The 26,135-nt window shown below is 55.6% G+C and carries 29 protein-coding genes, 1 tRNA gene and 2 pseudogenes; 18 read left to right on the plus strand and 14 right to left on the minus strand.

The genetic code is table 11. From position 1 onward, the window contains the following. Positions 1-24: 24 nt before the first annotated feature. The 4 genes from JCM25146_RS25135 to alkB all read right to left on the minus strand — a co-directional run bounded on the left by JCM25146_RS25135 (position 25) and on the right by alkB (position 2,570). Positions 25-282 carry a hypothetical protein gene (locus JCM25146_RS25135; RefSeq protein ID WP_408734913.1) on the minus strand — a complete coding sequence of 86 codons (258 nt, stop codon included), beginning with the start codon at positions 280-282 and terminating at the stop codon, positions 25-27. Further along, the gene (locus JCM25146_RS25140; protein WP_408734914.1) at positions 279-497 is read right to left on the minus strand and encodes a hypothetical protein; all 219 of its coding nucleotides are present in this window, start codon (positions 495-497) and stop codon (positions 279-281) included. The genes JCM25146_RS25135 and JCM25146_RS25140 overlap by 4 nt, the downstream gene beginning before the upstream one ends. A 179-nt stretch (positions 498-676) precedes the next feature. Next, positions 677-1,858 (minus strand): serine hydrolase domain-containing protein, encoded by a 1,182-nt coding sequence (locus JCM25146_RS08580; protein ID WP_025827300.1) that lies wholly within the window; start codon positions 1,856-1,858, stop codon positions 677-679. A 13-nt stretch (positions 1,859-1,871) separates the two neighbouring features. Further along, positions 1,872-2,570: a DNA oxidative demethylase AlkB gene (alkB, locus tag JCM25146_RS08585; RefSeq protein WP_242401020.1), complete on the minus strand. Its 699-nt coding sequence runs from the start codon at positions 2,568-2,570 to the stop codon at positions 1,872-1,874. 114 nt (positions 2,571-2,684) lie between these two features. Between alkB and JCM25146_RS08590 the strand changes: the two genes are divergently transcribed. Further along, a complete protein-coding gene (locus JCM25146_RS08590; protein ID WP_025827305.1) occupies positions 2,685-3,074 on the plus strand; it encodes a hypothetical protein in 390 nt (129 codons plus the stop codon). A gap of 91 nt (positions 3,075-3,165) precedes the next feature. Here JCM25146_RS08590 and JCM25146_RS18345 read toward each other — a convergent pair. The 7 genes and pseudogenes from JCM25146_RS18345 to pdxA form a co-directional block, all read right to left on the minus strand. Further along, a pseudogene (locus tag JCM25146_RS18345) lies at positions 3,166-4,637 on the minus strand (sodium:solute symporter family protein). Then, positions 4,634-4,813: a DUF3311 domain-containing protein gene (locus tag JCM25146_RS08600; protein ID WP_025827307.1), complete on the minus strand. Its 180-nt coding sequence runs from the start codon at positions 4,811-4,813 to the stop codon at positions 4,634-4,636. Before JCM25146_RS08600 ends, JCM25146_RS18345 begins: the two are co-directional and overlap by 4 nt. Before the next feature lie 179 nt (positions 4,814-4,992). Beyond that, positions 4,993-5,484 (minus strand): hypothetical protein, encoded by a 492-nt coding sequence (locus JCM25146_RS08605; RefSeq protein ID WP_025827309.1) that lies wholly within the window; start codon positions 5,482-5,484, stop codon positions 4,993-4,995. An 18-nt stretch (positions 5,485-5,502) separates the two neighbouring features. Then, positions 5,503-6,678: an anhydro-N-acetylmuramic acid kinase gene (locus JCM25146_RS08610; RefSeq protein ID WP_025827311.1), complete on the minus strand. Its 1,176-nt coding sequence runs from the start codon at positions 6,676-6,678 to the stop codon at positions 5,503-5,505. A 7-nt stretch (positions 6,679-6,685) separates the two neighbouring features. After that, complete coding sequence (locus JCM25146_RS08615) at positions 6,686-7,018, minus strand: hypothetical protein (protein ID WP_025827313.1); 333 nt, start codon at positions 7,016-7,018, stop codon at positions 6,686-6,688. Next, positions 7,019-7,741, minus strand: coding sequence for a pyridoxine 5'-phosphate synthase (locus JCM25146_RS08620; protein ID WP_025827315.1), 723 nt, complete (start codon positions 7,739-7,741; stop codon positions 7,019-7,021). It lies immediately after the preceding gene. After that, on the minus strand, positions 7,738-8,709 hold the full coding sequence (gene pdxA, locus JCM25146_RS08625) for a 4-hydroxythreonine-4-phosphate dehydrogenase PdxA (protein WP_025827317.1): 972 nt from the start codon (positions 8,707-8,709) through the stop codon (positions 7,738-7,740). The genes JCM25146_RS08620 and pdxA overlap by 4 nt, the downstream gene beginning before the upstream one ends. Positions 8,710-8,926: 217 nt before the next feature. Here pdxA and JCM25146_RS08630 point away from each other — a divergent pair, with 217 nt between their 5' ends. The 12 genes and pseudogenes from JCM25146_RS08630 to JCM25146_RS24885 all read left to right on the plus strand — a co-directional run bounded on the left by JCM25146_RS08630 (position 8,927) and on the right by JCM25146_RS24885 (position 19,952). Then, positions 8,927-9,292 carry a lipopolysaccharide assembly protein LapA domain-containing protein gene (locus tag JCM25146_RS08630; RefSeq protein WP_025827319.1) on the plus strand — a complete coding sequence of 122 codons (366 nt, stop codon included), beginning with the start codon at positions 8,927-8,929 and terminating at the stop codon, positions 9,290-9,292. Next, positions 9,285-9,996, plus strand: a pseudogene (pyrF, locus tag JCM25146_RS18350) (orotidine-5'-phosphate decarboxylase). Before JCM25146_RS08630 ends, pyrF begins: the two are co-directional and overlap by 8 nt. A gap of 6 nt (positions 9,997-10,002) precedes the next feature. Continuing rightward, positions 10,003-10,647 (plus strand): phosphoribosylanthranilate isomerase, encoded by a 645-nt coding sequence (locus JCM25146_RS08640; protein ID WP_025827321.1) that lies wholly within the window; start codon positions 10,003-10,005, stop codon positions 10,645-10,647. A 73-nt stretch (positions 10,648-10,720) separates the two neighbouring features. After that, positions 10,721-10,811, plus strand: a tRNA-Ser gene (locus tag JCM25146_RS08645). Between the two features lie 136 nt (positions 10,812-10,947). After that, entirely contained in the window at positions 10,948-12,087 is a 1,140-nt protein-coding gene (locus JCM25146_RS08650; protein ID WP_025827323.1) for a tyrosine-type recombinase/integrase, read from the plus strand. Then, complete coding sequence (locus JCM25146_RS08655; protein WP_025827325.1) at positions 12,080-13,204, plus strand: hypothetical protein; 1,125 nt, start codon at positions 12,080-12,082, stop codon at positions 13,202-13,204. The genes JCM25146_RS08650 and JCM25146_RS08655 overlap by 8 nt, the downstream gene beginning before the upstream one ends. 114 nt (positions 13,205-13,318) lie before the next feature. Then, on the plus strand, positions 13,319-13,525 hold the full coding sequence (locus JCM25146_RS21350; protein WP_081774795.1) for a helix-turn-helix transcriptional regulator: 207 nt from the start codon (positions 13,319-13,321) through the stop codon (positions 13,523-13,525). A gap of 106 nt (positions 13,526-13,631) precedes the next feature. Continuing rightward, a complete protein-coding gene (locus tag JCM25146_RS18355) occupies positions 13,632-14,213 on the plus strand; it encodes a hypothetical protein (protein WP_025827327.1) in 582 nt (193 codons plus the stop codon). 207 nt (positions 14,214-14,420) lie between these two features. Next, positions 14,421-14,786: a hypothetical protein gene (locus JCM25146_RS18360; RefSeq protein ID WP_242401021.1), complete on the plus strand. Its 366-nt coding sequence runs from the start codon at positions 14,421-14,423 to the stop codon at positions 14,784-14,786. Further along, positions 14,783-16,678 carry a type IV secretion system DNA-binding domain-containing protein gene (locus JCM25146_RS08670; protein ID WP_025827329.1) on the plus strand — a complete coding sequence of 632 codons (1,896 nt, stop codon included), beginning with the start codon at positions 14,783-14,785 and terminating at the stop codon, positions 16,676-16,678. Before JCM25146_RS18360 ends, JCM25146_RS08670 begins: the two co-directional genes overlap by 4 nt. Continuing rightward, on the plus strand, positions 16,678-19,461 hold the full coding sequence (gene mobF / locus JCM25146_RS08675) for a MobF family relaxase (protein ID WP_025827331.1): 2,784 nt from the start codon (positions 16,678-16,680) through the stop codon (positions 19,459-19,461). The genes JCM25146_RS08670 and mobF overlap by 1 nt, the downstream gene beginning before the upstream one ends. A 71-nt stretch (positions 19,462-19,532) precedes the next feature. Further along, positions 19,533-19,952: an HNH endonuclease gene (locus JCM25146_RS24885; RefSeq protein ID WP_369347404.1), complete on the plus strand. Its 420-nt coding sequence runs from the start codon at positions 19,533-19,535 to the stop codon at positions 19,950-19,952. On the opposite strand, the gene JCM25146_RS08680 is transcribed toward JCM25146_RS24885, so the two are convergent. Then, positions 19,945-20,637 (minus strand): restriction endonuclease subunit S domain-containing protein, encoded by a 693-nt coding sequence (locus JCM25146_RS08680; protein ID WP_025827333.1) that lies wholly within the window; start codon positions 20,635-20,637, stop codon positions 19,945-19,947. The two genes, JCM25146_RS24885 and JCM25146_RS08680, sit on opposite strands and share 8 nt — an antisense overlap. After that, entirely contained in the window at positions 20,638-21,942 is a 1,305-nt protein-coding gene (locus JCM25146_RS08685; RefSeq protein WP_159101974.1) for an HsdM family class I SAM-dependent methyltransferase, read from the minus strand. It lies immediately after the preceding gene. Positions 21,943-22,098: 156 nt separating this feature from the next. Between JCM25146_RS08685 and JCM25146_RS21360 the strand changes: the two genes are divergently transcribed. The 4 genes from JCM25146_RS21360 (at position 22,099) to JCM25146_RS22895 (ending at position 25,185) form a co-directional block, all read left to right on the plus strand. Further along, positions 22,099-22,350, plus strand: coding sequence for a helix-turn-helix domain-containing protein (locus JCM25146_RS21360; protein ID WP_081774798.1), 252 nt, complete (start codon positions 22,099-22,101; stop codon positions 22,348-22,350). Next, complete coding sequence (locus JCM25146_RS08690) at positions 22,347-23,171, plus strand: hypothetical protein (protein WP_025827337.1); 825 nt, start codon at positions 22,347-22,349, stop codon at positions 23,169-23,171. Before JCM25146_RS21360 ends, JCM25146_RS08690 begins: the two co-directional genes overlap by 4 nt. Before the next feature lie 558 nt (positions 23,172-23,729). Further along, entirely contained in the window at positions 23,730-24,224 is a 495-nt protein-coding gene (locus tag JCM25146_RS22890) for a hypothetical protein (protein ID WP_025827339.1), read from the plus strand. Next, positions 24,160-25,185 carry a site-specific integrase gene (locus JCM25146_RS22895; RefSeq protein WP_199897721.1) on the plus strand — a complete coding sequence of 342 codons (1,026 nt, stop codon included), beginning with the start codon at positions 24,160-24,162 and terminating at the stop codon, positions 25,183-25,185. The genes JCM25146_RS22890 and JCM25146_RS22895 overlap by 65 nt, the downstream gene beginning before the upstream one ends. Positions 25,186-25,418: 233 nt before the next feature. Here the strand turns inward: JCM25146_RS22895 and JCM25146_RS21995 are convergent, their stop codons facing one another. Continuing rightward, entirely contained in the window at positions 25,419-25,670 is a 252-nt protein-coding gene (locus JCM25146_RS21995; protein WP_148299011.1) for a hypothetical protein, read from the minus strand. Positions 25,671-25,821: 151 nt separating this feature from the next. Between JCM25146_RS21995 and JCM25146_RS08710 the strand changes: the two genes are divergently transcribed. After that, on the plus strand, positions 25,822-26,135 hold a 314-nt coding region (locus JCM25146_RS08710), incomplete at its 3' end, for a DUF3164 family protein (protein ID WP_148299012.1).

Raw genomic sequence — 26,135 nt, forward strand, 5'->3', positions numbered from 1 at the left:
ACCCATCCAGTCGGGAGTTGGAGATCACATCAGCCTCGAACCCGCGCGACTGGGGGCGGGATGTGTTGGGGTCACCGCGAATTTCAAGCTGAACAGAGGCAGATACTGCGCCATATCGTTGATGTTACGAATCTGCTGGTTGACTACCACGTCATGGGGCACCCCCATGACGGAGTAAGGTGTATCCAGCGTGTCGCGGTTGCCCAGTGGTCCCAGATAGACAACTTTGTTCATGTATTTAGCACCCGTGCCATCGGCGGCATGGTGGCCGTGAACATTCACGGTTTCACCATTGGAGCGTCCAGAATCCCGGCAATCGGGGTTGTGGTTTTCGGGGCTGCCAAAGGCTTTTTGGGGGCGGTCGTTTTGTTAACGGCCTGCTTGCTGGTTGTGGCCTGTTGCGCAGGCGCTACAGGGGCTGCCGCCAGAGCCGAAGTTGCTAGCAGCAATGCGCCAAATGTTCCGGTGGTGAAAAAAATATGGAAACGATCGTGCATGGAACTGGCTCATCCGCGGGCTGGAGGTGTGTAAGGAGGAGCCATCTTCTGCGGGCGAGCAGGGCGTTTGTCTATATATAACGGAACACAAACCTATATATGGTAGAATATACTCATGAGGTGATGCAAGAATAACACACCAGCTTTGTAAGCCCCGTTTTTGGCAATAAACGGAAGATTCAAGGCGGCATTGTACGGAGGGCAAGGGCCGCGGCAGTCGCCACGTCCCTGCGCAGGGCTACAACGTTGCCATGTCCATCTGGGTGTAAACGACTGGTCAGAATCAGAACAAAGCTGCGGCTGTTGGGTACAAGCCACAGGGATGTGCCAGTAAAACCGGTATGCCCAAAAGAAGATGCGGGAAAATAGGCCCCGCGCGCAGTAGAGTAATGGGTTGCAATGTCCCACCCCAATCCACGCAGATCCGTTTTTCCCGTAGGTTGCTGGGGGGTGGACATGAGATACAAGGTTTGGGCCTGAAGAGGAAAAGGCGATGGCAGGCCCGCAAGTTTGTCCAGAAGAGCCGTTGCGTAAGTCACGCAGTCCTGTGCGCAGGAAAACAGCCCCGCATGCCCGGCCACACCACCCATGCGCCGGGTTGTAGGGTCATGGACAACGCCGCGTAGCATATGTCCGCTCTCATCATACTGCGTGGGCGCTATGGAGGGCCGGAGACTGTCAGCGGGGCAGAAAAAAGAGGCCTTTAAACCAAGAGGTTTAAGAATATGTTCTGTTGCGTATGAGGCGAGGCTTTGGCCGCAGAGTCGTTCGACAATTAGCCCCAGTGTTATAAAATTGATGTCACTGTAAACAAATTTTTCGCCTGGTTTGGTTTGTGGGCGCGTATCCATAACCATCTGTATGGCGCTTTGCTTGCCCTGCCAGGCAAAGCTCAGGTCCAGATCGGGGGGAAGGCCCGAATAATGGGTCAGCAACTGGCGGATGGTAATGTCCTGTTTGCCGTTGGCGGCAAAAGCGGGCAGGTATTTGCAGGCAGGTGTATCGAGCGAAATAAGGCCCCGCTCATAAAACTGCATGACTGCTGGCGCGGTTATTAACACCTTGGTCATGGATGCCATGTCAAAAATGGTATTCCATGTCATGGGTTCTGCCGCGGGGATTTGGGCGCGCTGGCCAAACACACCGTGCCAGACCATCCGCCCCTGATGGCCGATGGCCGCTACAGTACCGGGCATTTTATTGGCCTGTATGGCTGTGCGAAAGATAGTTTCCACCGTGGCGAACGGTGTAGACGGGAGAGTCTGGGCATAAGCCCTTTCGGCAATGCCTGTCACACACGTGGCATGTGCCAGACCGGAATAAAAGAGCTGGCGGCGGGTCAGTGGGAGGGGCGGACGCATGCTCGGGGCTCCATCAGGTCTGAGGGGCTGGTGTAGGGGGAGCCACAACGTGGCGGAAGGTGATGTTAAAGCGGGTCCAGCCTGTTAGGGGGTGCGCGTGTGGGCCTAGTCCTTTAATGCCGTGGTAATGCAGGCGGGCCGGACCACCCCAGACCAGTACATCTCCATGCTCAAGCATGAGTGTGCGGACTTTACTGCGCCGGTCGGGGCCACCCCATAGGAAGATTCCGGACCGGCCGAGCGAGAGAGAGACAATGGGCTGTGTGGTGTCGTGCTCGTCCCGGTCCTGATGTAGTCCCATATGGGAGCCGTTCTGATAGCGGTTGAGCAGGCAGGCATTGGGGATGAAGTGAGCATAACCCGCAGTTTGTGCTGCAGCCTGTGCAAGACTTAGCAGGCTTGGGGGTATTGTGGGCCATGCCTGTTGGCTGGCCGGGTCCAGCGTTGTGTAGGTATAACCTTGGAGGGAGCTAACCCACCCCAAGGTGCCGCAACTGGTCATGGCGGCAGACATGGTACCTCCACCGGGTGTGTGCATGTGCCTAAAAGGAGCTTGCCGGGCGACATGCTCAAGAGCTTGCAGATATTCTGCTCCGCGGGGTTTGGCAAAAGCGCGCAAAAGCATGGCCCCGGTTCCCAGTTCCTCACGCATGGGGCGGGTGTCTGGTAGCAGGAGATCCATCTGCCGGGCTGTAGGGTCTGGGCTTGTCATGGTGGTGATTGCTGAAAACCGTTTGCGGGCCTGTACGTTCTTTGGCACAGGACAGAACACTGCTATCAGCATTGCCAAACCATGCCCTAGCTTGCAAGGAGTCAGACTGAACCCATGCCCCCATCTGCGCAGGATATTATGCTTATTGGCGGTATTCCGGCCCTTATCAGTTATCAGATGCCGCGTGCAGTCTATCGCGGGGTGTTTGTCGGGCTGAGTGCCGAGGTCGATTTTTTTGCAAGCACGGTGGCGGGGCTGGAACCGCAGGGCGAAGCGGCTCTGCGGTCATTTTTAAAACTGTGCCAGCGCGAGCAGCGCTCCCCTTTGCGGATGAGTGATGAGGGACGCAAAAATTACCTGCTGGAAGAAATTTATGAGCAGATGGCCGAGCCAGCCCGTAGGTGCGGGGTAGATCTTTATGCTGTGGTGCGTGAGCAGGTCACGGCTTTCCAACCCGGCGGTGGGGAGGGGGCGAGTGCAGGGGCCATCCTGCTCAGCTTGTAAATCTGTATGATGGTAGGCTGGAATGTAAAAAAGGGATGCTCCGGTTGAGGAGCATCCCTTTTTTGTTAGAACGTTTGGGTGTTCAGGCGGTTCAGGCCGGGTTTTCCACGCTATCCTGTTGTGGGGGGGGGGCTGTTTTTTTGGCCGGAAAAAAGGCCGAGACCACCAGAACAATCAGAATATTCACCCCAAGAGCCAACAGGCCCGTGGAAACATTGCCGGAGAACAGGCCAAAATTAACCGGATGAATAGGCTTGAGTCCGTCCATCCAGCATACGCTGACCCCGAACACAGTACCAATCAGCCAGCCGCTTAGCATGGCCACGGCAGAAAAGCGGATCTTCAGCAGGCCCAGAATAAGGGCTGGGAAGGTTTGCAGGATGAACACGCCACCAAGGAGCTGGAAATCAATGGCAAACTGCGCGTTCAGGAACAGCACGCACACCAGTGCCCCAAGCTTGACCAGAAGGGATGTCAGGCGGCTGGTGCGCACTGGGTCCTTTTGTGTGGGCAGGAGGTTGCTGGTGACAAGGTTGGCCGCCCCAATAGCCATGACTGCTGCAGGCACAAGGCACCTACTGCAATGGCGGCCAGACAGAACCCCGCAAACCATGCAGGGAACACTTTCTGGAACAGCATGGGCACAACCATGGAGTTGTTGGTTGTAACAATGCCAGCCGCATGCGCCATAAAGCCCAGCATGGCGATCAGCCCCAGCACAATGGTGTAAACCGGCAGGAATACAGCATTCTGGCGAATGGTATCCGCCGAGCGGGAGGCCAGAATACCTGTGAGCGTATGGGGGTACAAAAAGGCAGCCAGAGCAGAGGACAGGGCCAGTGTTGCATAAGGCAGGCCCTGACCGGGTTTGAGAATGGTCTGTGCATGCTCAACAGAGGCAAACAGTGCACTATACCCGCCCGTATGCAGGGGAATGACCGTAACTGCTACAAGAACAGCAATATAGATCATGATATCCTTGATAAAGGCGGTCAGTGCTGGGGCGTGTAGCCCGCCCAGCCACGTATATGCGGCAAGCGAAAGGAACGCGATAACAAGCGGCAGGTCGCCCGGCAGGCCGAGTGCCTGAATAACGGTTCGGATGCCAATCAATTGCAGGGCAATGTAGGGCATCACGGCGACAAGGCCGGTCAGTGCCACAACAATTTCCAGTGTCCGGCTGTCAAAGCGGGCGCGTACAATGTCGGCCGCAGTGGAATGCCCGCCCTCACGCGCAATTTTCCACAGCTTGGGCATGACCAGAAAAATAAACGGATAGACGACAATGGTGTAGGGCAGCGCAAAAAAGCCATAAGCGCCAACAGCGTACACCAGTGCAGGCACGGCAATAACGGTATAGGCCGTGTAAAAATCTCCCCCGACCAGAAACCAGGTAACCCAGGGGCCAAAGCCGCGTCCGCCCAGCGACCATTCCTCATGCGAGGAGGCGTTGGTTTTTTTGCTGAACAGCCCCCGGATCCACTGGATGGAGGAGCCGATGACAATGGTCGCGGCAAAAAAGAGAATAAAGACGCCAAGCGCCCATGGATTGATCGCGTTCATGCGCGGTTCCCTTTTTTCCAGACGACCCAGATCAGGATGGATGTCACCGGCACCCAGGCGAACTGGTACCAGTAGAAGAAGGGAAAACCGAGCAGGACCGGGTCATGCCGGTCATACAGCGGAGTCCAGAGCAAACCCAAAAAGGGTAGCAGAAGGAGGAGATTAAGATATTTCATTTCGTAAAACCGGCATGTTTTGTTATTTTTGTTCGCAACCGGCTGAACATGCCGATGGAAACCGGCTTATGTCAATTACGCTGAAGCGATTTCAGGCGAGTATAATCAGAATTGTGTTTTTCGCGCATCAGGTATGCCCTTGTTATAACGCGATCGTTAAAAACAGGGGCATGGTAGGTCTAGCGTGTGGCGTTGGTCTTGCTGTCCTGGAGCACTTTGTTCAGCGTATCCCCATACTGGCGGTAGCTGCCCTCGGGCACGCAGCCCAGTTCTTCCAGTTCTTCCAGATCAGCACCATGGTTGATCCACTGGTTGGCTTCGCGCGAGTCCAGCACGGTGGGAATGGTCCGTGCCTCATAAACAATTGGCTGTTCCGTATCTTCCGATGCCCCAAAGGATAAAAAGCTCTCGTTGGCGGGGGCTTTGCTTGCGCTCAGGCTAACCTGCCCGCAGACAACCTGCTTTTTGTCGTTATTGGTATGCACCACCAGATTGCGGAACTTTGGGTGCGCGCCAGAAAAGCGGGTTGTCAGCGCTTTGAGTGTTGCCTTGACAAATGGGCTGGCCTTTTCGGCACTGTTGTCAAGCATGGTCTGGGCTGTTGCACTACGGTCCATGGCCACAAGGCACAGACCAGACAACACAACACAAAGCGCGAAAGAACGTTTCATCAAGAAGGTCTTTCCTTGTCAGTCTGAATGAGAAAGGGGCGGGACATCCTTGCGCGGCCAAGGCCAGAGCTGGCGCCCCCAGGGCGTAATGGTCATGCAGGTCAGCCGCCCCCCTGTTTGAGGGAAGGCTACACCCGTTGTGGTGGGGAGGGAAAGAGGGAGCCCGGCAAGACTGCGTACGGCCAGAAAGCCAAAACACTCGGCCTCCAGCGCGTCCCCATTCCAGCCAAGCTGCTCGGCGGGGCAAACAGAGCCGGGCAGGGCTTGGGCAAGGGCTGCCATAAGGGCGGGGTTACGCCGCCCACCGCCGCAGACGAACCACTTCTGTGGCTGTTCGGGCAATGGAGTGCGGGCAATGGCCTGTACCGTCAGGGCCAGTAATGTTGCGGCACCATTGGCAGCACTCAGTCCCGCACACTGCGCCAGAGCGTGATGAAAACTCAGCCGGTCAAGCGATTTGGGAGCGGGCTGGTGGAAGAATGGATGCGCCAGCATACGCTCAAGCACAGCGTGGTCAGGCGTGCCCTGCGTGGCAAGGTGTCCGTCTGTGTCGCATGGGGTGCCTGTGTGCTGGAATGCCCAGTCGTCCATCAAAGCATTCCCCGGCCCGGTATCACATGCCACAACCTGCCCACTGCTCGTGAGTAGGGTCAGATTGGCAACGCCACCGATGTTGAGCACGGCCACAGGACGTGGGCGCTTGTAAAGCAGGGCTGCATGGTAAAGGGGTGCCAAGGGCGCGCCCTCGCCTCCAGCAGCAACATCAGCGGTTCGGAAGTCGTGTATTACGGGCAGGTTGGTCTGGGCGGATAGATAGGCGGCATCCCCTATCTGCCAGGTTCGCCCCGGTTTGTGCAGAATGGTCTGGCCATGGAAGCCCACAACATCCACCGCCATGCCCGGAGCCAGCTTGTGCAGGCGCTGCACGGCCTGCACATGGACATGCGTCAGCCCATGCTCCACCGCCTTGAGCACAGGGTTGTCCGGGGTAAGGTCGGGGGCCGTGTCCAGCAGGTTGCGCAGTTGTGCCCGTAGTTGTGGGGAATACGGGAGTGTCAGCGCTGGACCATGAGCCTTGATGGACGTGCCATCTGTACGGACCAAGGCTGCATCTACGCCATCAAGCGATGTGCCGCTCATAAGCCCCAGTGCGTTCAGGCAGCCATCGGGTGGAGAGGAGGAGGTGGTGGGCATCAGCACATCAGTGGCTGGATGTTTCCAGTCCCCGCTGGAGTTGCCCGGTGATGACATTCCAGAGCATGATCCGCTCGCCCTTGTCGCCGACAACATGAATGGCCAGAAGGTCATCATGAACACGGGTTATGGTGGTCATATACTCGTCCGGGCTCAGAGCCAGTTGGGCAATGCGAGCATCAGTCAGGGGAATACTGCTGGTGAGCGCCGGGTGGTGCGGGCTGTTCATGCGGTGAATCACCACCCCGACCAGCACAATCACCCCCACGATAATAAGAACGCCCATGCCCACGACCGCAGCCATGAGTGCTCTGGGGGTTTTGTAGTCGGGCTCTTCCATTCAGTGTCCTGTCGCGTTGTTGATGCGGGAGCGCATGGTCTGGATGACGGTCGGCAATCCGTCAAAAATGGCCTGACCGATCAGAAAATGCCCTATGTTCAGTTCCCGTATTTCGGCAATGGCGGCAACAGGTTCCACGTTTTCGTACGTCAGACCATGGCCTGCATGCACTTCCAGACCAAGGCTTGCGGCTTGCGTGGCAGCACGCTGGAGGCGTTCAAGCTCACCAGCCTTGCCCTGTGCGTAAGCGCCGGTATGCAGTTCCACAACCTGCGCGCCAGTTGCTGCCGCTGCTGCGATCTGGGCTGGCTCAGGGTCAATAAACAGCGAAACCCGAATCCCCGCAGCTTTGAGCGCATGAACTTTGGGTGCCATGGTGCTGGACTGACCGGCAACGTCCAGCCCGCCTTCTGTCGTCAGTTCCTCGCGCCGTTCTGGCACAAGGCAGCAGGCGTGGGGGCGCAGGGTGCGGGCAATGGCGACCATTTCGTCCGTTGCGGCCATTTCCATATTCAGGGGGGCGTCAACCTCGGCGCGCAGGCGCTCAAGGTCCGTATCGCGGATGTGGCGGCGGTCCTCACGCAAGTGGGCTGTTATGCCATCTGCCCCGGACTGCACAGCCAGAAGGGCTGCGGCTACGGGGTCGGGGTGTTGGCCCCCTCGGGCATTACGGACTGTGGCAACATGGTCAATGTTGACGCCAAGCCTGATGGCCGGTCTCATGCGTTTTTCCTTCTGTTCTCGGCCAGTGTTGCTGCCAGTCTTATGGCGGCTTCCAAGCTGCGTGGGTCTGCCTTGTTCTGCCCTGCAATGTCAAACGCAGTGCCATGGTCGGGGGATGTGCGGATAATGGGCAGACCGAGTGTGACATTCACGCCCTCGGCCATATCCAGCGTTTTCAGTGGGATCAGGCCCTGATCGTGGTACATGCACATGGCCACATCGTAGCGCGCCCGTGCATCGGGGGTAAACATGGTGTCTGGCGGCAAAGGTCCGCTGACGTCCAGCCCCTGTGCACGCAGGGTGTTTATGGCGGGGAGAATGATCTCCTGCTCCTCACGTCCCATCAGCCCGTGTTCACCTGCGTGGGGGTTCAGTCCAGCAAAGGCCAGCCGGGGGTGTGGCAGGCCAAAATCTCGCCGCAGACCCGCCGCTACGGTGTGGGCCGTGCGGATAATCAGCTCTGTGGAGAGTTGGGCAATGGCAGCACGCAGGGCAACATGTACGGTAATGGGCACGACCTTGAGGGACGGGCCAGCCAGCAGCATGACCTCATCACCCGGTGTCTGGCACAATTCGGCCAGATAGCTGGTGTGGCCGGGGTGTCTGAAGCCTGCGCTTTGCACCACATCCTTGCTGATCGGGTTGGTGATGACGGCGGAGGATTCGCCGCTCAGGGTCAGCTCAACAGCCAGTCGGATGCTTTCTATCACGCTGGCGGCGTTCCGTCGGTCCGGCTCCCCCGGTGCGGGTGGGGTGCTCAGGTGCAGGGGTAGAACAGGCAGAGCATGGCTAAAAATATCAGCACCTTCGGACAGGTAGCGGATGGTCTGTACCGGCACACGCCGCTCCAGCAGGGTGGGGTCGCCAATGAATACAAAAGCAGGCCCGCTCTGGCGGAGTTTCTGCCAGACCGAGGCCGTAATTTCTGGCGCAATACTGGCCGGATCACCCTGTGTCAGTACCAGCATGTCTGTTCTTCTCCATCTGCGGGATAATGTATCTGTGCCAGCAAAACGCAGAACAGTGCATGCGTAAAGGGGGGTAGGTGCGTGTTAAGGCAGGTCAATGCCTAATGTGTTTAGGTCACACGCAACCAGAAGAGCGTGGTAGGGTCGCGTCAAGAGGCAATGCGGCGGGTTTGTCCGCATTCTTGTTCTTTACGTAGGATAGGGCTACCACATTACCATGATCAGGCTCATAATCGTTGTTCCATTCCTGCTTGCACTTGTTGTGTTCAGTGCCAGTAATCAGGACCCGCTGGATATGTGGATGCTCACATATAGCTGGAAGTGCTCGCTGGGAGTGCTGGCCCTGAGCGTGGGGGCTTTGTCTTTTCTGCTCGGGGCTTTCTGTCTCTGGGTCGTTGAGTTCCGGCAGGGGCGCAGGGCGCGCAGGGCCGAACAGCAGGTCCGGGACCTGGAGGCGCAACTGGCGCAGATGCGGGCTATTCTCGCCAATCGTGCGCCGCCCGTTGTGCCTGCCGCCGATGTGCCACCCGTCGTGACATCACAACCCCATCTTGCAGGGAGCGAAGAACACTCAAATGTCTAATACAACCCGGCGCACCGGCCTTATTGTCTCGTTGGATACGCAGGACCCCGCTCAGGCGCGCGCGTGGGTCAGGATGTTGCTCCTGTGTCCGGGATTATCAAGCTGGGGCTTGAATTTACTTATGCTGCCGGGTTTCAGGCCGTGGCGGATGTTGCCGGTGATAGCCCGCTGTTTCTGGACCTGAAACTGCATGATATCCCCAACACGGTCGGGGCAGCGGTGCGTGCGTTGTCACACCTGCGCCCACGGATGCTGACCCTCCATGCCTCTGGTGGCCGCGCATGATGGAAGCGGCCCGCATTGCGTGTGACGAGGCTTTTCCACAAGGTCAGCGTCCTCTCCTGCTCGGTGTTACGGTTCTGACCAGTCTGGATGATCAGGGGCTGGCGGAAACAGGCGTGCCAGATGGCGCGCGTGCGCAGGTGCGCCGTCTGGCGCGGCTTGCAGTTGAGTCCGGCATGGACGGGTTGGTCTGCTCCGCGCATGAACTGGATGTGCTGCGCGATGATCTGGGGAGCAAGCCGGTTATTGTCACGCCGGGTATTCGCCCGGCTGGCGCTGCCAAAGGGGATCAGAATCGTGTCATGACCCCGGCTCAGGCGCGTGACGCGGGCGCGGACTGGGTGGTGGTTGGCCGGCCCATAACACAGGCTGCCGACCCGGCAGCAGCTGCTGCTGCCATAGTGGCGGAACTGGAAGGCTGAGGCACCATGTCCGGGCATTGTCACACAGGTGTTAAAATCTGCGGTCTGACAGAAGAGGCGGGTTTTGATGCCTGTGTGGAAAATGGAGCGGATTGGATAGGCTTTGTTTTTTTCGAGCGCTCCCCCCGGTTTGTAACACCACAAAACGCGGCACGCCTTGCGCAGAGAGAGCGCGGGCAGGCTAGAACCGTGGGGCTGTTTGTTCATCCGACGGATGAGGATATTGCACGGGTGCTGGAGCACACACCGCTTGATGTGATGCAGATTTATGCATCGGATGAGCGCGCCAGGCAGGTGGCGGATGTGTTTGGCCTGCCGGTCTGGCTTTCTTTCCCGGTTGCGGAGAAGGAGGACCTGCCTCAATCCTGTCCTGTTCAACGGATGCTTATAGAGCCCAGACCACCTAAAAATGCGACCCGTCCGGGGGGGAATGCCCAAAAGCTGGACTGGTCTATGCTGGAGGGGTGGAAGCCTGCCTTCCCTTGGATGCTCGCCGGAGGGCTGAACGTAGATAACGTGGCCGAGGCAGTCCGGCGCACAGGGGTGCCTGCGGTCGATGTTTCATCTGGTGTGGAAAGTGCACCGGGTATTAAAGACCCCGCCTTAATTGCCAGTTTTGTGCGTAATGCGCGTACGGCAGGCCGGGCTTAGGAGAAAAAAAACAGACAAGTGTTTCTTTCCCTCTTGCCTGTTCTGATAATCTTGCTATTACCGTCCTCGCGCTGGAGAGATGGCCGAGCGGCTTAAGGCGCACGCTTGGAAAGCGTGTGTACGTTAATAGCGTACCGAGGGTTCGAATCCCTCTCTCTCCGCCAATCACCCTTACAATACAGTTTTAAGCTGTATCACAAATGGCGGATTTCTGGGGATATCCTCTCATTTCGTGTTGCATCCCGAGTCATCAAATTGCACTGTATCCCACATCACGCGTGGTATGGAGTGTGGGAATAGATGGGCCGATTATCAGCGACCTCTGTAAAAGCCACCAAAGAGCCTGGACGCTACGGAGATGGCGATGGGCTCTATCTCGTCGTGACGCAGTCAGGCAGCAAATCCTGGGTTTGCAGGGTTCAGAAAAACGGCAAGCGACGGGATATCGGCTTAGGCAGCGTCAAGAAGGTGCCTTTGGCTCTTGCTCGGGAGCGCGCCGTCAAAACACGCATGCAGGTCGAGGTCGGAATTGACCCCGTCTCAGAGCGCCGCAAAGAGGCAGGCATCCCCACATTCCGCGAGGCCGTTTCTCTGGTCTTTGCTGAGAACAAAGCGAGCTGGAAAAATCAGAAGCACCGCGCTCAGTGGTTGTCCACGCTGGAGCGCTACGCCTTCCCTATCATCGGTGACCTCTCCATCTCGGAGCTCGACGGCCATCATGCGCGCGATGTTGTCGCCCCCATCTGGTTAGAGAAGCCCGAAACAGCGCGCCGGGTCCGCCAACGCATTGGCAGCGTCGTGGATTGGGCTATTGGCAAAGGCTACCGAACTCTCCCATTGCCGCTTGCAGCAATGGATAAATCTCTTCCCAGAATTAGAGCCAAGCCCGTTCATCATGCGGCACTTCCCTATGCGGAGGTTCCGCAATTTCTGTCTTACCTTCAAGACGGTGATTCGATCGGTCGCTTAGCGCTGTCGATCTTGATCCTCACGGCGACACGCTCGGGCGAGGTCCGGGGCGCAACGTGGGATGAAATTGACTTCGAGAATGCCCTCTGGACGATCCCGGCTGAGCGTATGAAGGCCGGCCGGGAGCATGTCATTCCTCTCTCTCCACCAGCACTCGCGCTATTGCGGAAAGCTGCGGCCTATAGAGAGGCGCGGAGCCCTCTGGTCTTTCCAGGACAGCGAGGAGCGAAGCCGCTGTCGGACATGACGCTGACTAAAATCTGTCGAGACGCCAAAATCGAAGCCGTCCCACATGGTTTCCGATCGTCTTTCCGCGACTGGGTGGCAGAAGAAACCACCTTTGATGGTGATATCGCTGAAATGGCCCTGGCCCATGCGATCGGAAATAAAGTTGAGGCCGCTTATCGCCGAGGAAACTTACTCGATAAACGGCGAGTGATGATGAATGCTTGGGGGCAGTACTGTGTCTAATACGCTCACAAATATACACGAATTGGAAGCGGTAACACTCAATCAATACATTGTCGATAAAAGTCAAAAAAACAACAACGATATTGAGAACGACATAAAACATATTTTCCGCAGGGCTAGGAGGTTAAATAATTTATCGTCTATATTTTTTGTTATATGCATAATTATTTTTGTCATTTCTATGTTTGGTGTTTTTTTAACAATAAACACTCAGAATCAAATTTACCATGTAGTTAGTATTTTATTATTCCCTGCGAGTATTTTAGCCGCGATCGGAATAGTACCATTCATCCATTTCAATCAAAACCGGGGCACAAACGAGAATAAATTCACGCCAGCTGATCCCCTAGAAAATTACCTCTCTGAGATTTTTGACGATTTACTCAATGGTCGTCTGGAAAGTTTCTATCGCGCGCTACCAGGAGCAGTTGCACTCGATACCAAAATCTCAAAAAACAATATCTGTCTCGATAAAAGGATTTCGCCTGATTTTTATCGTAATCGATATTCTCCCCTGCTTGCTTCGCAGCGCAAGAAACTTTGGTCATATGTTTCGGTCTCTCGTTTTGGTGCGGGGTTTGACAGACCAGTATACGTTTTAAGGCACCCTGAACTCAGTCAACCCGAAATAATCAGGAATGATGAAGGTGGTGACTCAGAGACCTCACGACAGTTGCCTACTAAAGACCACGTAGCAGAACTCCCCCACGATAGCAGTGATCCAAGCCACAACGACGGCCAGCCCCTCATTTCTCGTGAGGAGCCTAATCACAATAAAAATCTCGACTATGATTGGCTCTGCCAAGGCGATGAATCATTGTTCGAAACGTGTCTAGATGCGTTCCTTCTGGACGAGATACCGCCTTATAAGTCGACAATTTACAAAACGGCGCTCACAGTTGCGAGGCGCGAGTTAAAGCGCGGAAGCGCCAGAGGCGCACTCGAAAAAATAAAGGAACATATCGAGGATGAGATCAGAGACAAGCTTCAAATGAAGACCCGTAAAATTCGCGGTTTTGGTCGCACAACTCTGACGAATTTGCTTCTCGGAAAAAGAGGCACCAAAGATATCCGACCCTATTTTTCCACGCTGTCCCACAAAAGATCAGATTCTTAAGAAGCTCAATTTTTTCAAAAACAATCATCTTTCATCATAATTCGTCATCGATATTATCGTTTAGTTTCAAAGCGTCCAACGTGGTGGTGCAACTTGAAATGGGATTGCACACACATGGACAGTTTGACGCCAAACACTCTTCTCCTGACGATCGACGATGTGCTCCGCATGACAGGCTATCGCAGCCGATCGAGCATTTATCGCCTGATGAAGCGCTCCCAGATCCCGCTACCGATCATGGTCGGCGGAGGCCGCGTCCGATGGCGCTCTGGCGACATTGAGCACTGGCTCAATAGCCTCCCGACCCAATCCTACCGTTAACGGTCTGAGGCAGCGCTTGCGTCGTTAAGCGCCGCGCCGCCTCAGACCTCCCGAACATTCTCACCCTTCCACGAATTTGCGTCCTCGAACGTGAAAAGGATCTCGCATGCCCGTGTTCCTGAGTGCTTTTGCACGCCTTCAGTCCTGGCTATCGCCTGCCTCTGACCTGACCCTCTCGGTCACAGCGCCAGCCCGTATTCTACGGGGGGTTGGCCCCATCATCGAGAAGCTCATCACTGATGACAAAATCGGCGAGAGCTACCGTTGCGCCACATCGCATTGGTTTCGCTATGACGTGCCCCCGCTGGCCTATTATCATGGCTCCACATCGACCTGTGTCATCTCTGGCCCGTTGCTGGAGCACGGCAAAGCCTACCGTCCAACAGGGGCAATTATTGAGACACCCGGCTTCGATGTTCGCCTACCGCCAGAAGACGCGTACGACCTGGACCAACAGATCCAGCAGGCCATCGAAAGCACGATCGTCGATTGGGTCGCGGAGTATCAAGAGCGCGAGCCTGCCCCTGAGCCTCGCCATCCGCCAGGCCCAACAGTCGATCTCGACACGCTTCTTGACGATACGGCCTCAGTGTTTCATCTAGACTCATTAGAGACACGGTTTGCGCCGCTCAAAACGCAGAAGCGCCGCCGTTCGACCTTCTCATCCAAGGGAGGTCAGCATGTCTAAACGACGGCCTGTCTCTCTCCCGTTCGACCGACCCGAGACTTTGTCTCGGGCCACAGAAAGAAGAACACACCCCACGCACTGGCCTGCGGCTTGGGGCTGCGCTTTTCAGCGCGTGCGATCCGCCTACACATTCGGCAGTTCTGTTCGACACCTTGGCGCGCCTAGATTTTTCGAGAGTGCGGATGGCCTACACGGGCAGGTGCAGCCATGAGCACCGTGCAGCACACCTTGCGCCTGCCAAGGGCGCTCGATCAGGCTCTGCGCAAGCATGCGGCGGCTCGCGAGCTGACCCCTTATGCGCTCCTACAGCTCTGCGTGCGCACTGGACTCGCGAGCGTTATCGACGAGCGCGACCATACCCCGCTCCTTAACGAGATCGCGTGGGAGCTGGGAGCCCTCAGCGCCCGCGTCACCCATGTCGAGCGCCTGACAGAACGCACGCTCTATGTCGCGTGTGCAGCCTATGTCTATGCCCGCGCCGCAGCACCAGCCCGTGTCGATGACACCCAACTCAGTGATGACATCACGGCCGCCTTTCAGCGCCAGCTTTCTCATGCCGGAGACGCCTCATGAGCAATGATCTCGACCAACGCGCTCATGCCCAAGCTTTGCGCGCCCTTCGACGCTCCGAGAGCGGCGCCCGTGCGCGTCAGGCTCTACTCATCGTCCTCTTCGCGGCCCTCGTGACTGGCCTGCTGGCAGGTCTTGCCACGACACCACAGGAGACGCTGCGCCTGGCAGGTCCTTTTCTCTACGCAGAGGCGCAACGCCCCGTCATGGCGATGACGGGCAAAGACGTGCCCATGCACGTAAGTATTGAAGGCAAAACCTACGACACCGGCGCGCAGGAGGTTCTGAGCGAGCCTTGGCTCCGGGGGCGCATGGTTGGCCTTTTTGAGCGCGTCGCAATCGGCCTGATCCTGGGTTGCGGTGCCGCAATTGCGGGTCTTTGGCTCACCAAAGACAAACGACAGCGCAAAGCCGCTGCTGAGCTGGCAGACCGCTATATCAGCGGAACGCAACTGGTCTCAGCCCAAACGCTCGCCAAGGCCACGGCCAACCCTGATGACCCTGCGCCACTCTTCATCGGATCAGTGCCGATTCCGCGCGGTTTTGAAACCCGCCATTTTGAGCTGGATGGCTCGACGGGGTCCGGCAAAACCACAGCCATGCGTCAGATGCTCGACGGCATCGAAGCCCGTGGCGAGCCTGCGATTATCTATGACATCTCCGGCAGTTTCGTTGCTCAGTATTATAACCCCGTGCGGGGCGACATCATTCTCAGCCCCTTTGATGCCCGCGGAGCTTATTGGAATCTCTTCGACGAGATCCAGCATCCGGCAGATGCAGCGCGTCTTGCGCGCTATCTGATCAACGAGACCGGAGACCGAGATCGTGATGTCTGGTTGGAGACGGCGCGCATCCTGGTCGCCAATATCTTGCGCCAGCTTTGGGAGGAAAAGCGTGGGACACCGACCGCGCTGATTGAAGCGCTCCAATATATGACGAGCGAAGAACTGGGCCGATGGCTGGCCCATACCTCCTCAGCGCGGACCTTTGCCCAGGATGCTGAACGCGCCACAGCCAGCGTGCTCTTCATGCTCGCCAAGGCCGTCAATCTGCTGATGTTCCTGCGGGCCGAGCCGGAACCGGGCGCGAAGAGCTTCTCTTTTGCTGCCTTCTTCAAAATCTTGGATCAGCACAAAAACGGAACACGCGCCCCATGGGTCTTTGTGCCGCGCAAGGAAGACTACTTTGAAGCCGTCAAACCGCTCATGGCGCTTTGGCTCGAATGCGCGGCCTCCGCCACTCTAGCGTTACCACCCTCAAACACGCGGCGCCTGTGGTTTGTGCTCGACGAATTCCCTGATCTTCCTCGCGTTGACAATATGACGCGCCTCTTGCCGCAAGGCCGACAGTTCGGGGCAGCGGTCATCCTGACTTTTCAGACCATCGGCCAGATGCGCAGCCGCTACGGTGAGCAAGATGCCCAGGCCATTCTAGGCAACTGCAACACAAAGCTGTTTCTTCAGCTTTCAGATACGGAAAGCCGCGAGCGCGCCTCTGGCACGATCGGCAAGGTCGAGGTGGAGATCCAAACTGTCTCGGGCGTGATGGATACCAAGACCCGCAAACCCCAAATCACCGTGAGCTCTCGGCGGGAAGTCCGGCCTGCTGTGATGGAGAGCCTGTTCCGCCTCCCTCCAGGACGCGGTTATCTGCTCCTCCCGGATGGTTTTCCGGTGGCGCAGATCACGCTCAGCACAGACCACATTGCGGCCCGTGGCGCTCCAAAAGCCGCAGCTTTTGAAGCGATCGACCCCGCCAAAACATTCTGGGGCAAACAAGACAGACAGAATGCTGTGCGTGATGAAGCCGCCCTTGAGAAAACGCCATCCAAGACGGCGCAAAAACCGACATCAGCCATTCCACCCAAGCCCGCGCGTGATCGGGGGCCTGTCTGATGGTGGCGACCGTTTCCGGACTGACCAATGCGGCGCAAGCCAGTGCCTATTATGAGGCTGAAGACTATTATTCTGAGGATGGTCATGCGCCGTCTGTCTGGCTGGGAAAAGGTGCGGCTGAGCTGGGCCTTTCTGGAGACGTCGATCAGGAGGCGTTTACATGCCTCCTACACGGACAGATTGCCGAGGATCAGCGCTTGGGCACGCAGCGCGATGGAGAATGGAGCCATCGTCCTGGCTGGGATCTCACCTTCAGTGCGCCAAAGTCTGTATCGGTCATGGCGGAAGTAGCAGGCGATCGTCGTCTGATCGAAGCCCATGAGGCCGCCGTCCAGCGCACCCTTGCCCTTGCCGAGCAGCATTTGGCGGCAACCCGCATCCGAGAAGATGGGGCGGTGCGCCGTGAGGTGACACAGAACCTTGTGATTGCAAGCTTCCGGCACGGGACGAGCCGCGCACTTGATCCGCAGCTCCACAGCCACAACGTCATTTTGAACATGACGCAGGATCAAGACGGCCATTGGCGAAGTTTGGAACCCCGCGCTCTGTATCAACTCCAAAAGCAGCTGGGGGCGCTTTATCGGCAAGAGTTAGCGCATGAGGTGACACAGCTAGGCTACGAGATCAGCAAAGGCAAAGATTCGAGCTTTGAGATTGCCGGTCTCTCTCCTGAGAGCTTGGAGGCATTTAGCCAAAGAGCGCAGGCAATCGAGGCGCAACTGGCGGAGCGTGGGAAGTCCCGTGCTCAGGCGAGTGCTGCCGAAAAACAGACGATCGCGCTGGATACTCGCCAAGCCAAAGAGGCCGTGCCCCAGGCTGAACTCGTGCAGGCTTGGAGAGAAGCCGCAGATTCAGCCGGACTGACAGAGGAAAAGCGCCGTCAGCTTGTGGCAGAAGCTCAGGGGCGCCTGGCGGCGCAAGCCGGTCAAGAGAGTTCCAACGCGTTTGGTCGGGAGTTGTTGGCGGATCAGGCTGTTGCTCAAGGGGCGGCGATGCTGGGCGAGCGTAATTCTGTCTTTGCCACGACAGCGCTGCATGAGGCGGCAGGACGTTTTGGGCTCGGCACGGTCAGTCAGACCGAGATTGCCGACGCGATCACACGGGCTGAGACGGCTGGCGGCCTGGAAAGGCGGACCTATCTTGATTATCGGGGTGCCGCCTTTGACGGCATGACGACCGCAACCAATATCGCGCACGAGATGACGCTCTTGCGGCTGGAAGAAGAAGGACGCCACAAAGCCGCACCCATACTCTCCCCCCTTGAGGCGGGTAAAGCCGTGGCTCAGGCTGAGCAACGCTCAGCCCTAAAAGGACATGCGTGGAATGAGGAACAGCGTGCCGCGACTGCTCAAATCCTCAAAAGCACCAATCAGATCGTTGGACTCCAAGGCTACGCGGGTACCGCTAAGACATCGACGGTCTTGGCGACTGTTGCGAAAAGCGCGGAAGCGCAAGGCTATCGCGTCACAGCCCTGGCTCCGACCGCCTCAGCCGCGCAGGGGCTGGGGGATGCGCTCGACAGTCGAGCCGATACGTTGGCGCGACATCTTCTGGCCCCCGGACGACCGACCTCCCAGCCTCAGCTCTGGATTGTCGATGAGGCGTCGCTTGTGTCTGCCAAAGACATGGCGAAGCTCTTGAACACCGCCCAGAGCCATCGGGCGCGGGTGCTTTTGGTGGGCGATATCAAACAGCTTGGCTCCATTGAGGCTGGGGCGGCGTTTGAACAGCTCCAAGAGGCCGGCATGGAGACGGCCAAGCTGACGACGATCTTGCGTCAGACCAATGAACATACAAAAGCGGCGGTTGAGGCCAGTTTGGAGGGGAACGCCAAGAAGGCATTAGAAGCTTTGGATCGTGGCGGCGGGCGTGTGGTGGAGATTGCTGGTCGTGAAGCCCGCTTTGCGCAGATTGCTGAGGACTATGCCGCTCTCAGCACCGAAGAACGCCAGAAAACGTTGGTCATTGAGCCCTCGCGTGAAGGACGAGATGCTCTGACGCAGGATATTCGGAAAAAGCTCATTGAACGCGGGCAGCTGGGAGCTGAGGCTCTCAACGCGACGAAGTTTGTCTCCAAAGATCTGACAAAAGCGGAGGCCAAGCGGGCGGAGAGCTATGAGCTCGGCGACATTGTGCGCTTTGCCAAGGATTACGCCGATAAAGGCATCTCTCGGCATGGCGCCTATCGGGTCATTCAGGCGGATGAGGCCAGGAATGTGGTCACGCTTCAAGATGAACGCGGACGAGAACTCGCCTGGCATCCGAGGCAATGGGGCGCGGCACAAGCTCAGGTCTATCGCGAGGAAGCTTTAGAACTCCGCGTGGGCGATCGGGTGCAGTTTACGCGGAATGACAAAGCGGCGAGACGCGTGAATGGGCAGATTGGGGACGTGCTCGCAATCGACGCAGACCAAGGCCTTGCCCGCGTCGAACTCCAAGGCAACCGGATTGAGACGATCCGCTTGGAGCGCACACGAGACCAGCATCTGTCTCATGCTTATGTGTGCACAGCTTTTGCGGCCCAAGGACGAACGGCGGATCGGGTGTTTGCCAATGCGGAGAGCTCGGCCACGCATCTTTTGGAGCAGAAGAGCTTCTATGTGGCCCTCTCACGGTCCAAGGCTGAGAGCGTGCTCTACACGGATGAGCGCTCAAAAATGCAGCTTGGGCTCCAGGAGCGTGCAGGAATGGCGGCGCGGGCACTCAAAGAGCGCGGAGCCGAGATGCAGGACGGGAACTACAAGGCGCGAGAAAAGGCTCAGGAAGCCAGTCTCGCTCTTTGAGGCACGCCGTTGTGTCTGCTGCGGCGAGCCCGCGTATTGCGTTGGGCAATGTGAGAGCTGGTAGTAAAGCAGTGCGAGATTACGTTCTGACCCGCGCCGTAGGGACGTGTGAAACTTGCAGAAGCCCGGCTCCGTTTTTGACTGGCACTGGGCAGCCTTATCTTGAAGCGCATCATGTTCACAAACTGAGTGACGGTGGCTCAGATCACCCCGCTTCAGTCGCTGCGCTGCGCCCAACTTGTCACCGACAGGCGCATTTTGGAGCCGACCAAGCAATCTCAAACAACGAATTGCTAGAGCGAGTAAGACGGTTCGAAAAATGGATGAATGTTGTCAACTTTTGGGGGAGGCGGAATGTCCACTGTCGGATTGCGAGCGCACCGAAGCAGTCGCCATTCCGTGTCAGCAGATCTCCGAAATATAACCTACCCATCCGTCAAATTTGTCCAAAGACAGGGGCGCGGCTCACCCCATGCGACAATTTTAGATGATTACCTTAGTGACCTTCATCGCTGATTCCGCAACTTCAATAAGTTGTGTGAGCGTCCGCTCTGACCTTCTATAAGCGGCAACGCCTTGGATGACTTCATTCGATGTGTCGACTCTCGTATCGAGAAGTTGGTCTGGGATCGGAAGAGTTAGTAATACGTCTTCGCCAAAGCGCGGATGATGTCCACCTTCTTGTGAAGCAGACAGAACTTTTTGAACTGGAGCGGAAAGCAAAAACGGGACTAGAAAGGCAATAGATTCCTCTGTTTTAGGGCGTAAAATAAAAAATTCAGTCGAGCATAATAGATCTGCACCATTTTCGGAGATTAGATCGTTATCGACAAAGGCCACCTGTCGAAGATAGGGCCGCAATCTAGAGATAAGAACGTCGTTTGGCTGCAATCTTTTCTTTGCACTCCCCAGAGCCGATAGCTCTAGAGGCTGTTTCTTACCAATGACGATCCCTTCTCGCACATCAGATGTGTCCAGGACGACATACCGATTTTTGCCAATGTCGCGGCGTAGAGGACTAATCGTCTGTCGAACGGAGGAAGCAATATTTCCTAAGACAACGGTCTTTACGTTAGTTCCGTTTTTTAGGCTATCTCGGCGAGGATCATATCGCTCAGGAGCCAAAACGAACATCGGGCCGATATCAAATCGTGGTTTGATCGTGATAAGTGCCATCTAAGATCCTAGCCTTATATTTTCTTGTTTGCAGAAGGTCCTAAATCCCGTCACGATTTCATCGAAATCGTGGTCGACTCTATCCCAGATTGGACCATCTTCGGTTCTGTTTTCCTTAAGCAAAAGCTTACCCTTCGAGGTCTTCCCATCTTTTTCACTCAGTGCAAAATAGATATTTTCGTCTATGGTCGCAGCCTGTCTTTCTGCTCGCTTTTGAACAAAAAGAATGCTTGCCTTCTGATGAGTGTGCGGAAGAAATGTATGGCGCCCTAAACCTACTACCGCCAAAATGCGACAATGCTGGATGAGCCAGCTTCTCACTTTTGCAAACTCTTTCGCTGCAAATTTATTATGAGGGAGAACTATTGCCATACGTCCTCCTGTTCGCAGGAGCTCGACGCATCTCTCCAGAAATAATATATCTCGCTCGATACGTATTTTCCCGTGACTGACTTGATACGAATCGAGCATTTGCCGTTCCCGCACCTCCCCTGCAAAAGGAGGGTTTGTAAGAATGATATCGAAGCCTTTATGGCGCCGCCGGTGGGTGCGCATGACATCCTCCACCGTCAAAGTACTTACATCTTTACTCTGAGTGGAAAGTAAACTGTTGCCATCTTCCTTTAAAAGGCTGTTTACGCGTATAATATTAGACTTTCCGTCCCCGGATAGGACCATAAGAGCCTTAGCCACCCTTACAGCACGGTCATCTATATCAAATCCCCAAAGTTTTGTTTCGCAGTAATTAGCAATGAGCTTGCCTTTTAGCTGCTCATGCTTGATCACATGGTTTAGGGCGTGAACTAAAAACCCGCCCGACCCACAGGCAGGATCGAGAACTGTCTCAGTCGAATGCGGGGCAAGCATTCGTACACACAGCTCCGCAACGTATCGTGGGGTAAAATATTGCCCTTTCGTCCCCTTTGCTGCGCGCGAGACCATGAACTCGAAAAAACTATCGAGAACCTCAAAGGTACTATCCAAAATCGAATGATTGGAAAGCGCTTCAACACACACCTGCAAGTGTTCGGGGGTAAGGCCTGGACGGGCACCAGGCTCAAGAATGCCTGGCCATGCCCGCTCTGCTTCCCGAAGTAGCGCGTGAACCTCTGAATATGTTTCATTATTGTCAGCCCGCACTTTGAAGCGGCGTGTTTTCGTATTTTTCTCGTCCCAGAGCTTTGCAATTAGGAGCTTAAAAACCTCTTCGAATTCGTTTTCACCAGAATTTGCAAGAACTAGCTCTTCTAGCCGTACAAACATCGATTCAAGATCATAGACCCGATTAGTATGACGTTTCGCCATAATTGTCCTACCCATTACGCAATTTAGCGCATCGTCTTAACCATACTAGCCCTATTAACCGACGTCAAGACGACCGTCTCTGATTATTATTTATACCATTTTGGGTTTTTTTCTTGGGTGATTCAAAATGCTAATCAAGCGGCTAGTTGGGTAGCAATGAAAACAGTCCATGACCCTCAATATGTTGAGTTCATAGGGCGCCTTCGCCGCGCTCGCAAAGCCAGAGGCTATACTCAAGGAGACTTGGCAGAGTTGCTCAACAAACCTCAATCGTATGTTTCAAAGGTTGAAACATGTGAGCGCCGTATCGATGTAATTGAAGCCGCTCGATGGTGCTCAAGTCTTAGCTTGGTCATTCAAGATCTTTTACCGCCTCTCATTGCAGTGCCTAAGGCTAGCGACAAATGAGCGAGTCAAAAGGGGTGTCTGCACCGGAAATTGCAGCTCTGCGCGAAGAAGTTCTTCCACTAATAGGGACACAGTTTCAGAGCCTTTCACTCCCAAAGGTTGCAATGAAGGCTTTCGAGCCTTCGCAGATTGGTACGATTGTAGGGTCTTTGATGGACGCCCTTATTCCGCATCTGACGGATATCCCCCAAGTGGGCCTTCATAAGCATGAAGGTATTCTGGGAGACCGTGAGGGCTATCCCGATTACAAACATGATTCTGGATTCCGCGCCGAGTTGAAGCTCCTATACATCGACAACCCCGAACTTGAGATGAAGCGACCTCCAACCAAGAGAGAACCGTCAGCGCGGCTTACTCAAAAGGTCACAGTCAAAAACGTTGTACCGGAAACAGATACGATGTTGGTCATTGCATACCAACTCAAACCTCATTCCGAAAATGAGCTTGCTATGACGCCGACCATCGTTGACCTTGAAGTTTTTTCGATGACTGAGCTCGTTGAGGCACGAGACCGGCGATTGGTGGACGGGGGCGGACGGTGGTTTGGTAATTATGAAACCCCCTGCATTGTCAGCAAGAAAGGTTCTCAGAAACTTGCCGCCAGCCAACCTCTTGATGAGAGCTCTTATGGTCGCAAAGAGTCCGAGGGTAAGGATTTCAATGAAGATACTAATTTTGGGAAACTGAAGCGGATTCCTCATCCGGGGTTGCAAGCCTTCCTGAAGAAATGCAGTGCACTTGGTATTGGGCAAGATGTTTCACTGTTCGACAAAGAAGGCGATGGAGATGTCGTGCCCGAACCAATCCCGGATGTTCTTTAGGTCCATAAAATAAAATTGTATTTTTGCTTCTACTAAAAATTTCCCAGATTGAACTCTCCCAGAGGATGGTGCGGGTAACCCTCTCAAAAGAGAGCAGTTTAACAGCGCAAGGTCCGTCATTGGCGTGGAACCTGTTAGAGACGTCGCGCTTGTCGGTCGACAGGGCTGGGAAGCGGCCGTCTCGGGCAACCCAGATACTTTGTGACTACATTTCACCCGCCACATCGATAAGCCCCCGAACCCGAATCGCATGCTGTTCGGCCGGAAAAACCTATAACCCCTTGGGTAACTACGTTGGCATATCGTGATAATCTAAAAGAAGGCATTAGCAGGCATATTGTGTGTCGTTCCTTCAGAAGCTCTTGGTGGGTATTTTATGTGGGATGAAAATTTAAATTGTAAATAAAATCCATTACTATCAATATATTATATTGTATTCATAGCGGACTCTCTCTCCGCCAACCTGCTGTTTTCCCTATAAAAACAACCACTTAGACAATCCTGTAGTTACAGTGTTGTATTGTGTCGTTACATGTCCAGCGTTACATATCTGAGGATATGAACGACATGTATAATATCTTCCGCCGTGCTGGCTCACAAACGTGGAGTGTCCGCTTCCATGTGCCGCGTGCTCGTCGTTCAGACGTAGGTAAGGCGTTCGGAACAAAAACCGGACATAAGGCCGAGGTCGTTAAGACGCTGGGCACAAGCGACCGCAAGGAAGCAATGGGCAGGCGTTACAAGGCGCTGGAAGACATACGCAAAGAAATAGACGTCAGACTACAGGAGATAGGCCTGCCCCCTCTGCACGGTGACTGGCAACCAGACTGGGCCTTTCCGTGGGCAGAAGACGAGCAGACTATTGCAGAGGCTCTTGAAGCCAGAAAAGAGCTTGCCAAGGCGTCAACCCGAGAAGACCAGACCGAGGAAGTATATACCGAAGACAGGAACGGATTGCCGCACCGCACCACAATACGGACAAGTGAGCGTGACCGTAAAACCAGCGATAGCGATAGAAAGCCTATCAAGGCGTGTTATCAGTGCTTTTCCTGAATGGCTGGCTCAGAGGAAAGGCCTCCGTGCAAAGACCGTTCAGAGCCGTATAAGCCCGCTTAAGGTCTTCTGGGGCTGGGCTGAACGGAAAGGATATGTGACGGGCGTTAATCCGTGGCTCGGCGCAACGTCCGGGCTGAAAAAGCGGGCAGAACGTGAAGAGCAAACAGAAGATAAACCCTCTGCATATCAGGAGGAAGCCATACTCCGGCTTTTGCAGGCTGATCCTGATGCGGTCAAACGCTGGAAGTATGGCCCTGCCATTTTTGATCTGCTGCGCCTTGGGCTAATGACCGGAGCAAGACAGAACGAGTTATGCAGCCTTACGAGGGGCAGAGTTATCCCGCCTGAAAAGGAAGGGGGTCTCTGGGCCGTAAAGATTACCTCAGAGGTAGCCAAGGCACGTAACGCCCTCCGTATCGTGCCCCTGCACCCACTTGTGCAACCTATCATTGCCCGGAGGGTAGCCAATGCCGGGTCTGATGCAGATGCACCTCTATTTCCCGAGTTGCCACCGGGGGGTGATGATAACAAGCGGTCATGGACATTCGCAAAGCGATTTGGTGATTTTCGGAAGGCGGTTCTGGGCAAGGATGATCCGCACAACTTTCACAACCTCCGAGGCACATTCATGACTTATTTTGCAACTGCTGCGGGTAATGGTGCCACTGCCTGCACAGTCCTAATACGTGATCGTCTTGTTGGGCATGTTTCTCAATCGCTGGGCGACAACACCTATGTGGGGCAATTAGATAGAAGCCTGTATGATCGTGCTGTGCTGGATATGGTTGCTCTTGGTATGCCTGAGTCTGTCAGGCGAACGCTGGCGCACGATAATGATATGGCTACCATGAACAAAAGGGCAGCATCCAAAGGAAAGAGCATGACGCTAATTCCCTCAGATACTGCCCGAGAGTGGCCCGTGGTGTTAGGCGGTTGTGATAGAGCCAGTGAAGCCTAGAAGGCCCTGTGCGGACTCCTGTGAGTCTCTGAGGGCTATACGGCTTAATAGGGCGCGTATGGCTTTGCGTGACCGCCCAGTTGCACGGGCAAGCTGGTTGATAGAAATACCCATTTTAAGCTGGCGCACGATGGCAGCTATTTCTGTTGCCTTGAAACGGGAAGCTGTGTGGCCTCTACCCTTCTGGGCCATGTCAGCCATATTCTCAGCTTGAGTGCCTACACGGAGATTGTCTAGGCGGACGTTGAGGGGGGTGCGGTTAACGCCCCGGAAAGGGCGGTATCGGCAACGCTGATGGCGGCGGCATAAGGCGCGAGCGCTGGGAAGGCAGACAGGAAGCTGCTCACGGTGGCGGCCGCATTCAGGCCAGCCTGCCCGTAAGCCTTCACCTTTGCCACATCCAGCGTGATGGTCGTCACGCCATTTGTCGTTGTGACAGAGCAGCCGGACGTGGTGGCAACGGCCAGCAGAGCACCAACTGACATGAGGGCACACCCCATAAAGCGGCGCTTGCCCTTATCAACAGCCTCGATCTGAACGGGAGGCGAAGACCGGACACAACAACCACCAACAGTCCCGAGGTAACCACGGAGACATTCACGAAGCTCGGTGGCACCTTGCAGAAAGTTGAGGGTGGTGACGCAGCGCATCCGCTACCTTGCTCCGCTCCGACCGTGGGCGACATTAATCATGCTGTCGGGCGGCGCTGGTGGCAGCGTCGTGTCCTTTGGCCCAGAGATCAAGCCCGCCAAGATGCTGGTTGATAATTGCCTGCGCTGCTGGTCAGAAAGTGTCAACGCCAACCTGAAAGTCATGGTGATGGATGCCTTCGATGTGGCCAAGGACTACGCGTGGTTGCAGCGCCGTGGCATGGGCAATGCCAGGTGGGAGTTAATCTCGTTTGATCTGTTCAGGCTGGATGTGTCAGCCGCATTATGTTTACCAACGAC

Source organism: Acetobacter okinawensis JCM 25146, assembly GCF_000613865.1.
Lineage (GTDB): Bacteria > Pseudomonadota > Alphaproteobacteria > Acetobacterales > Acetobacteraceae > Acetobacter > Acetobacter okinawensis.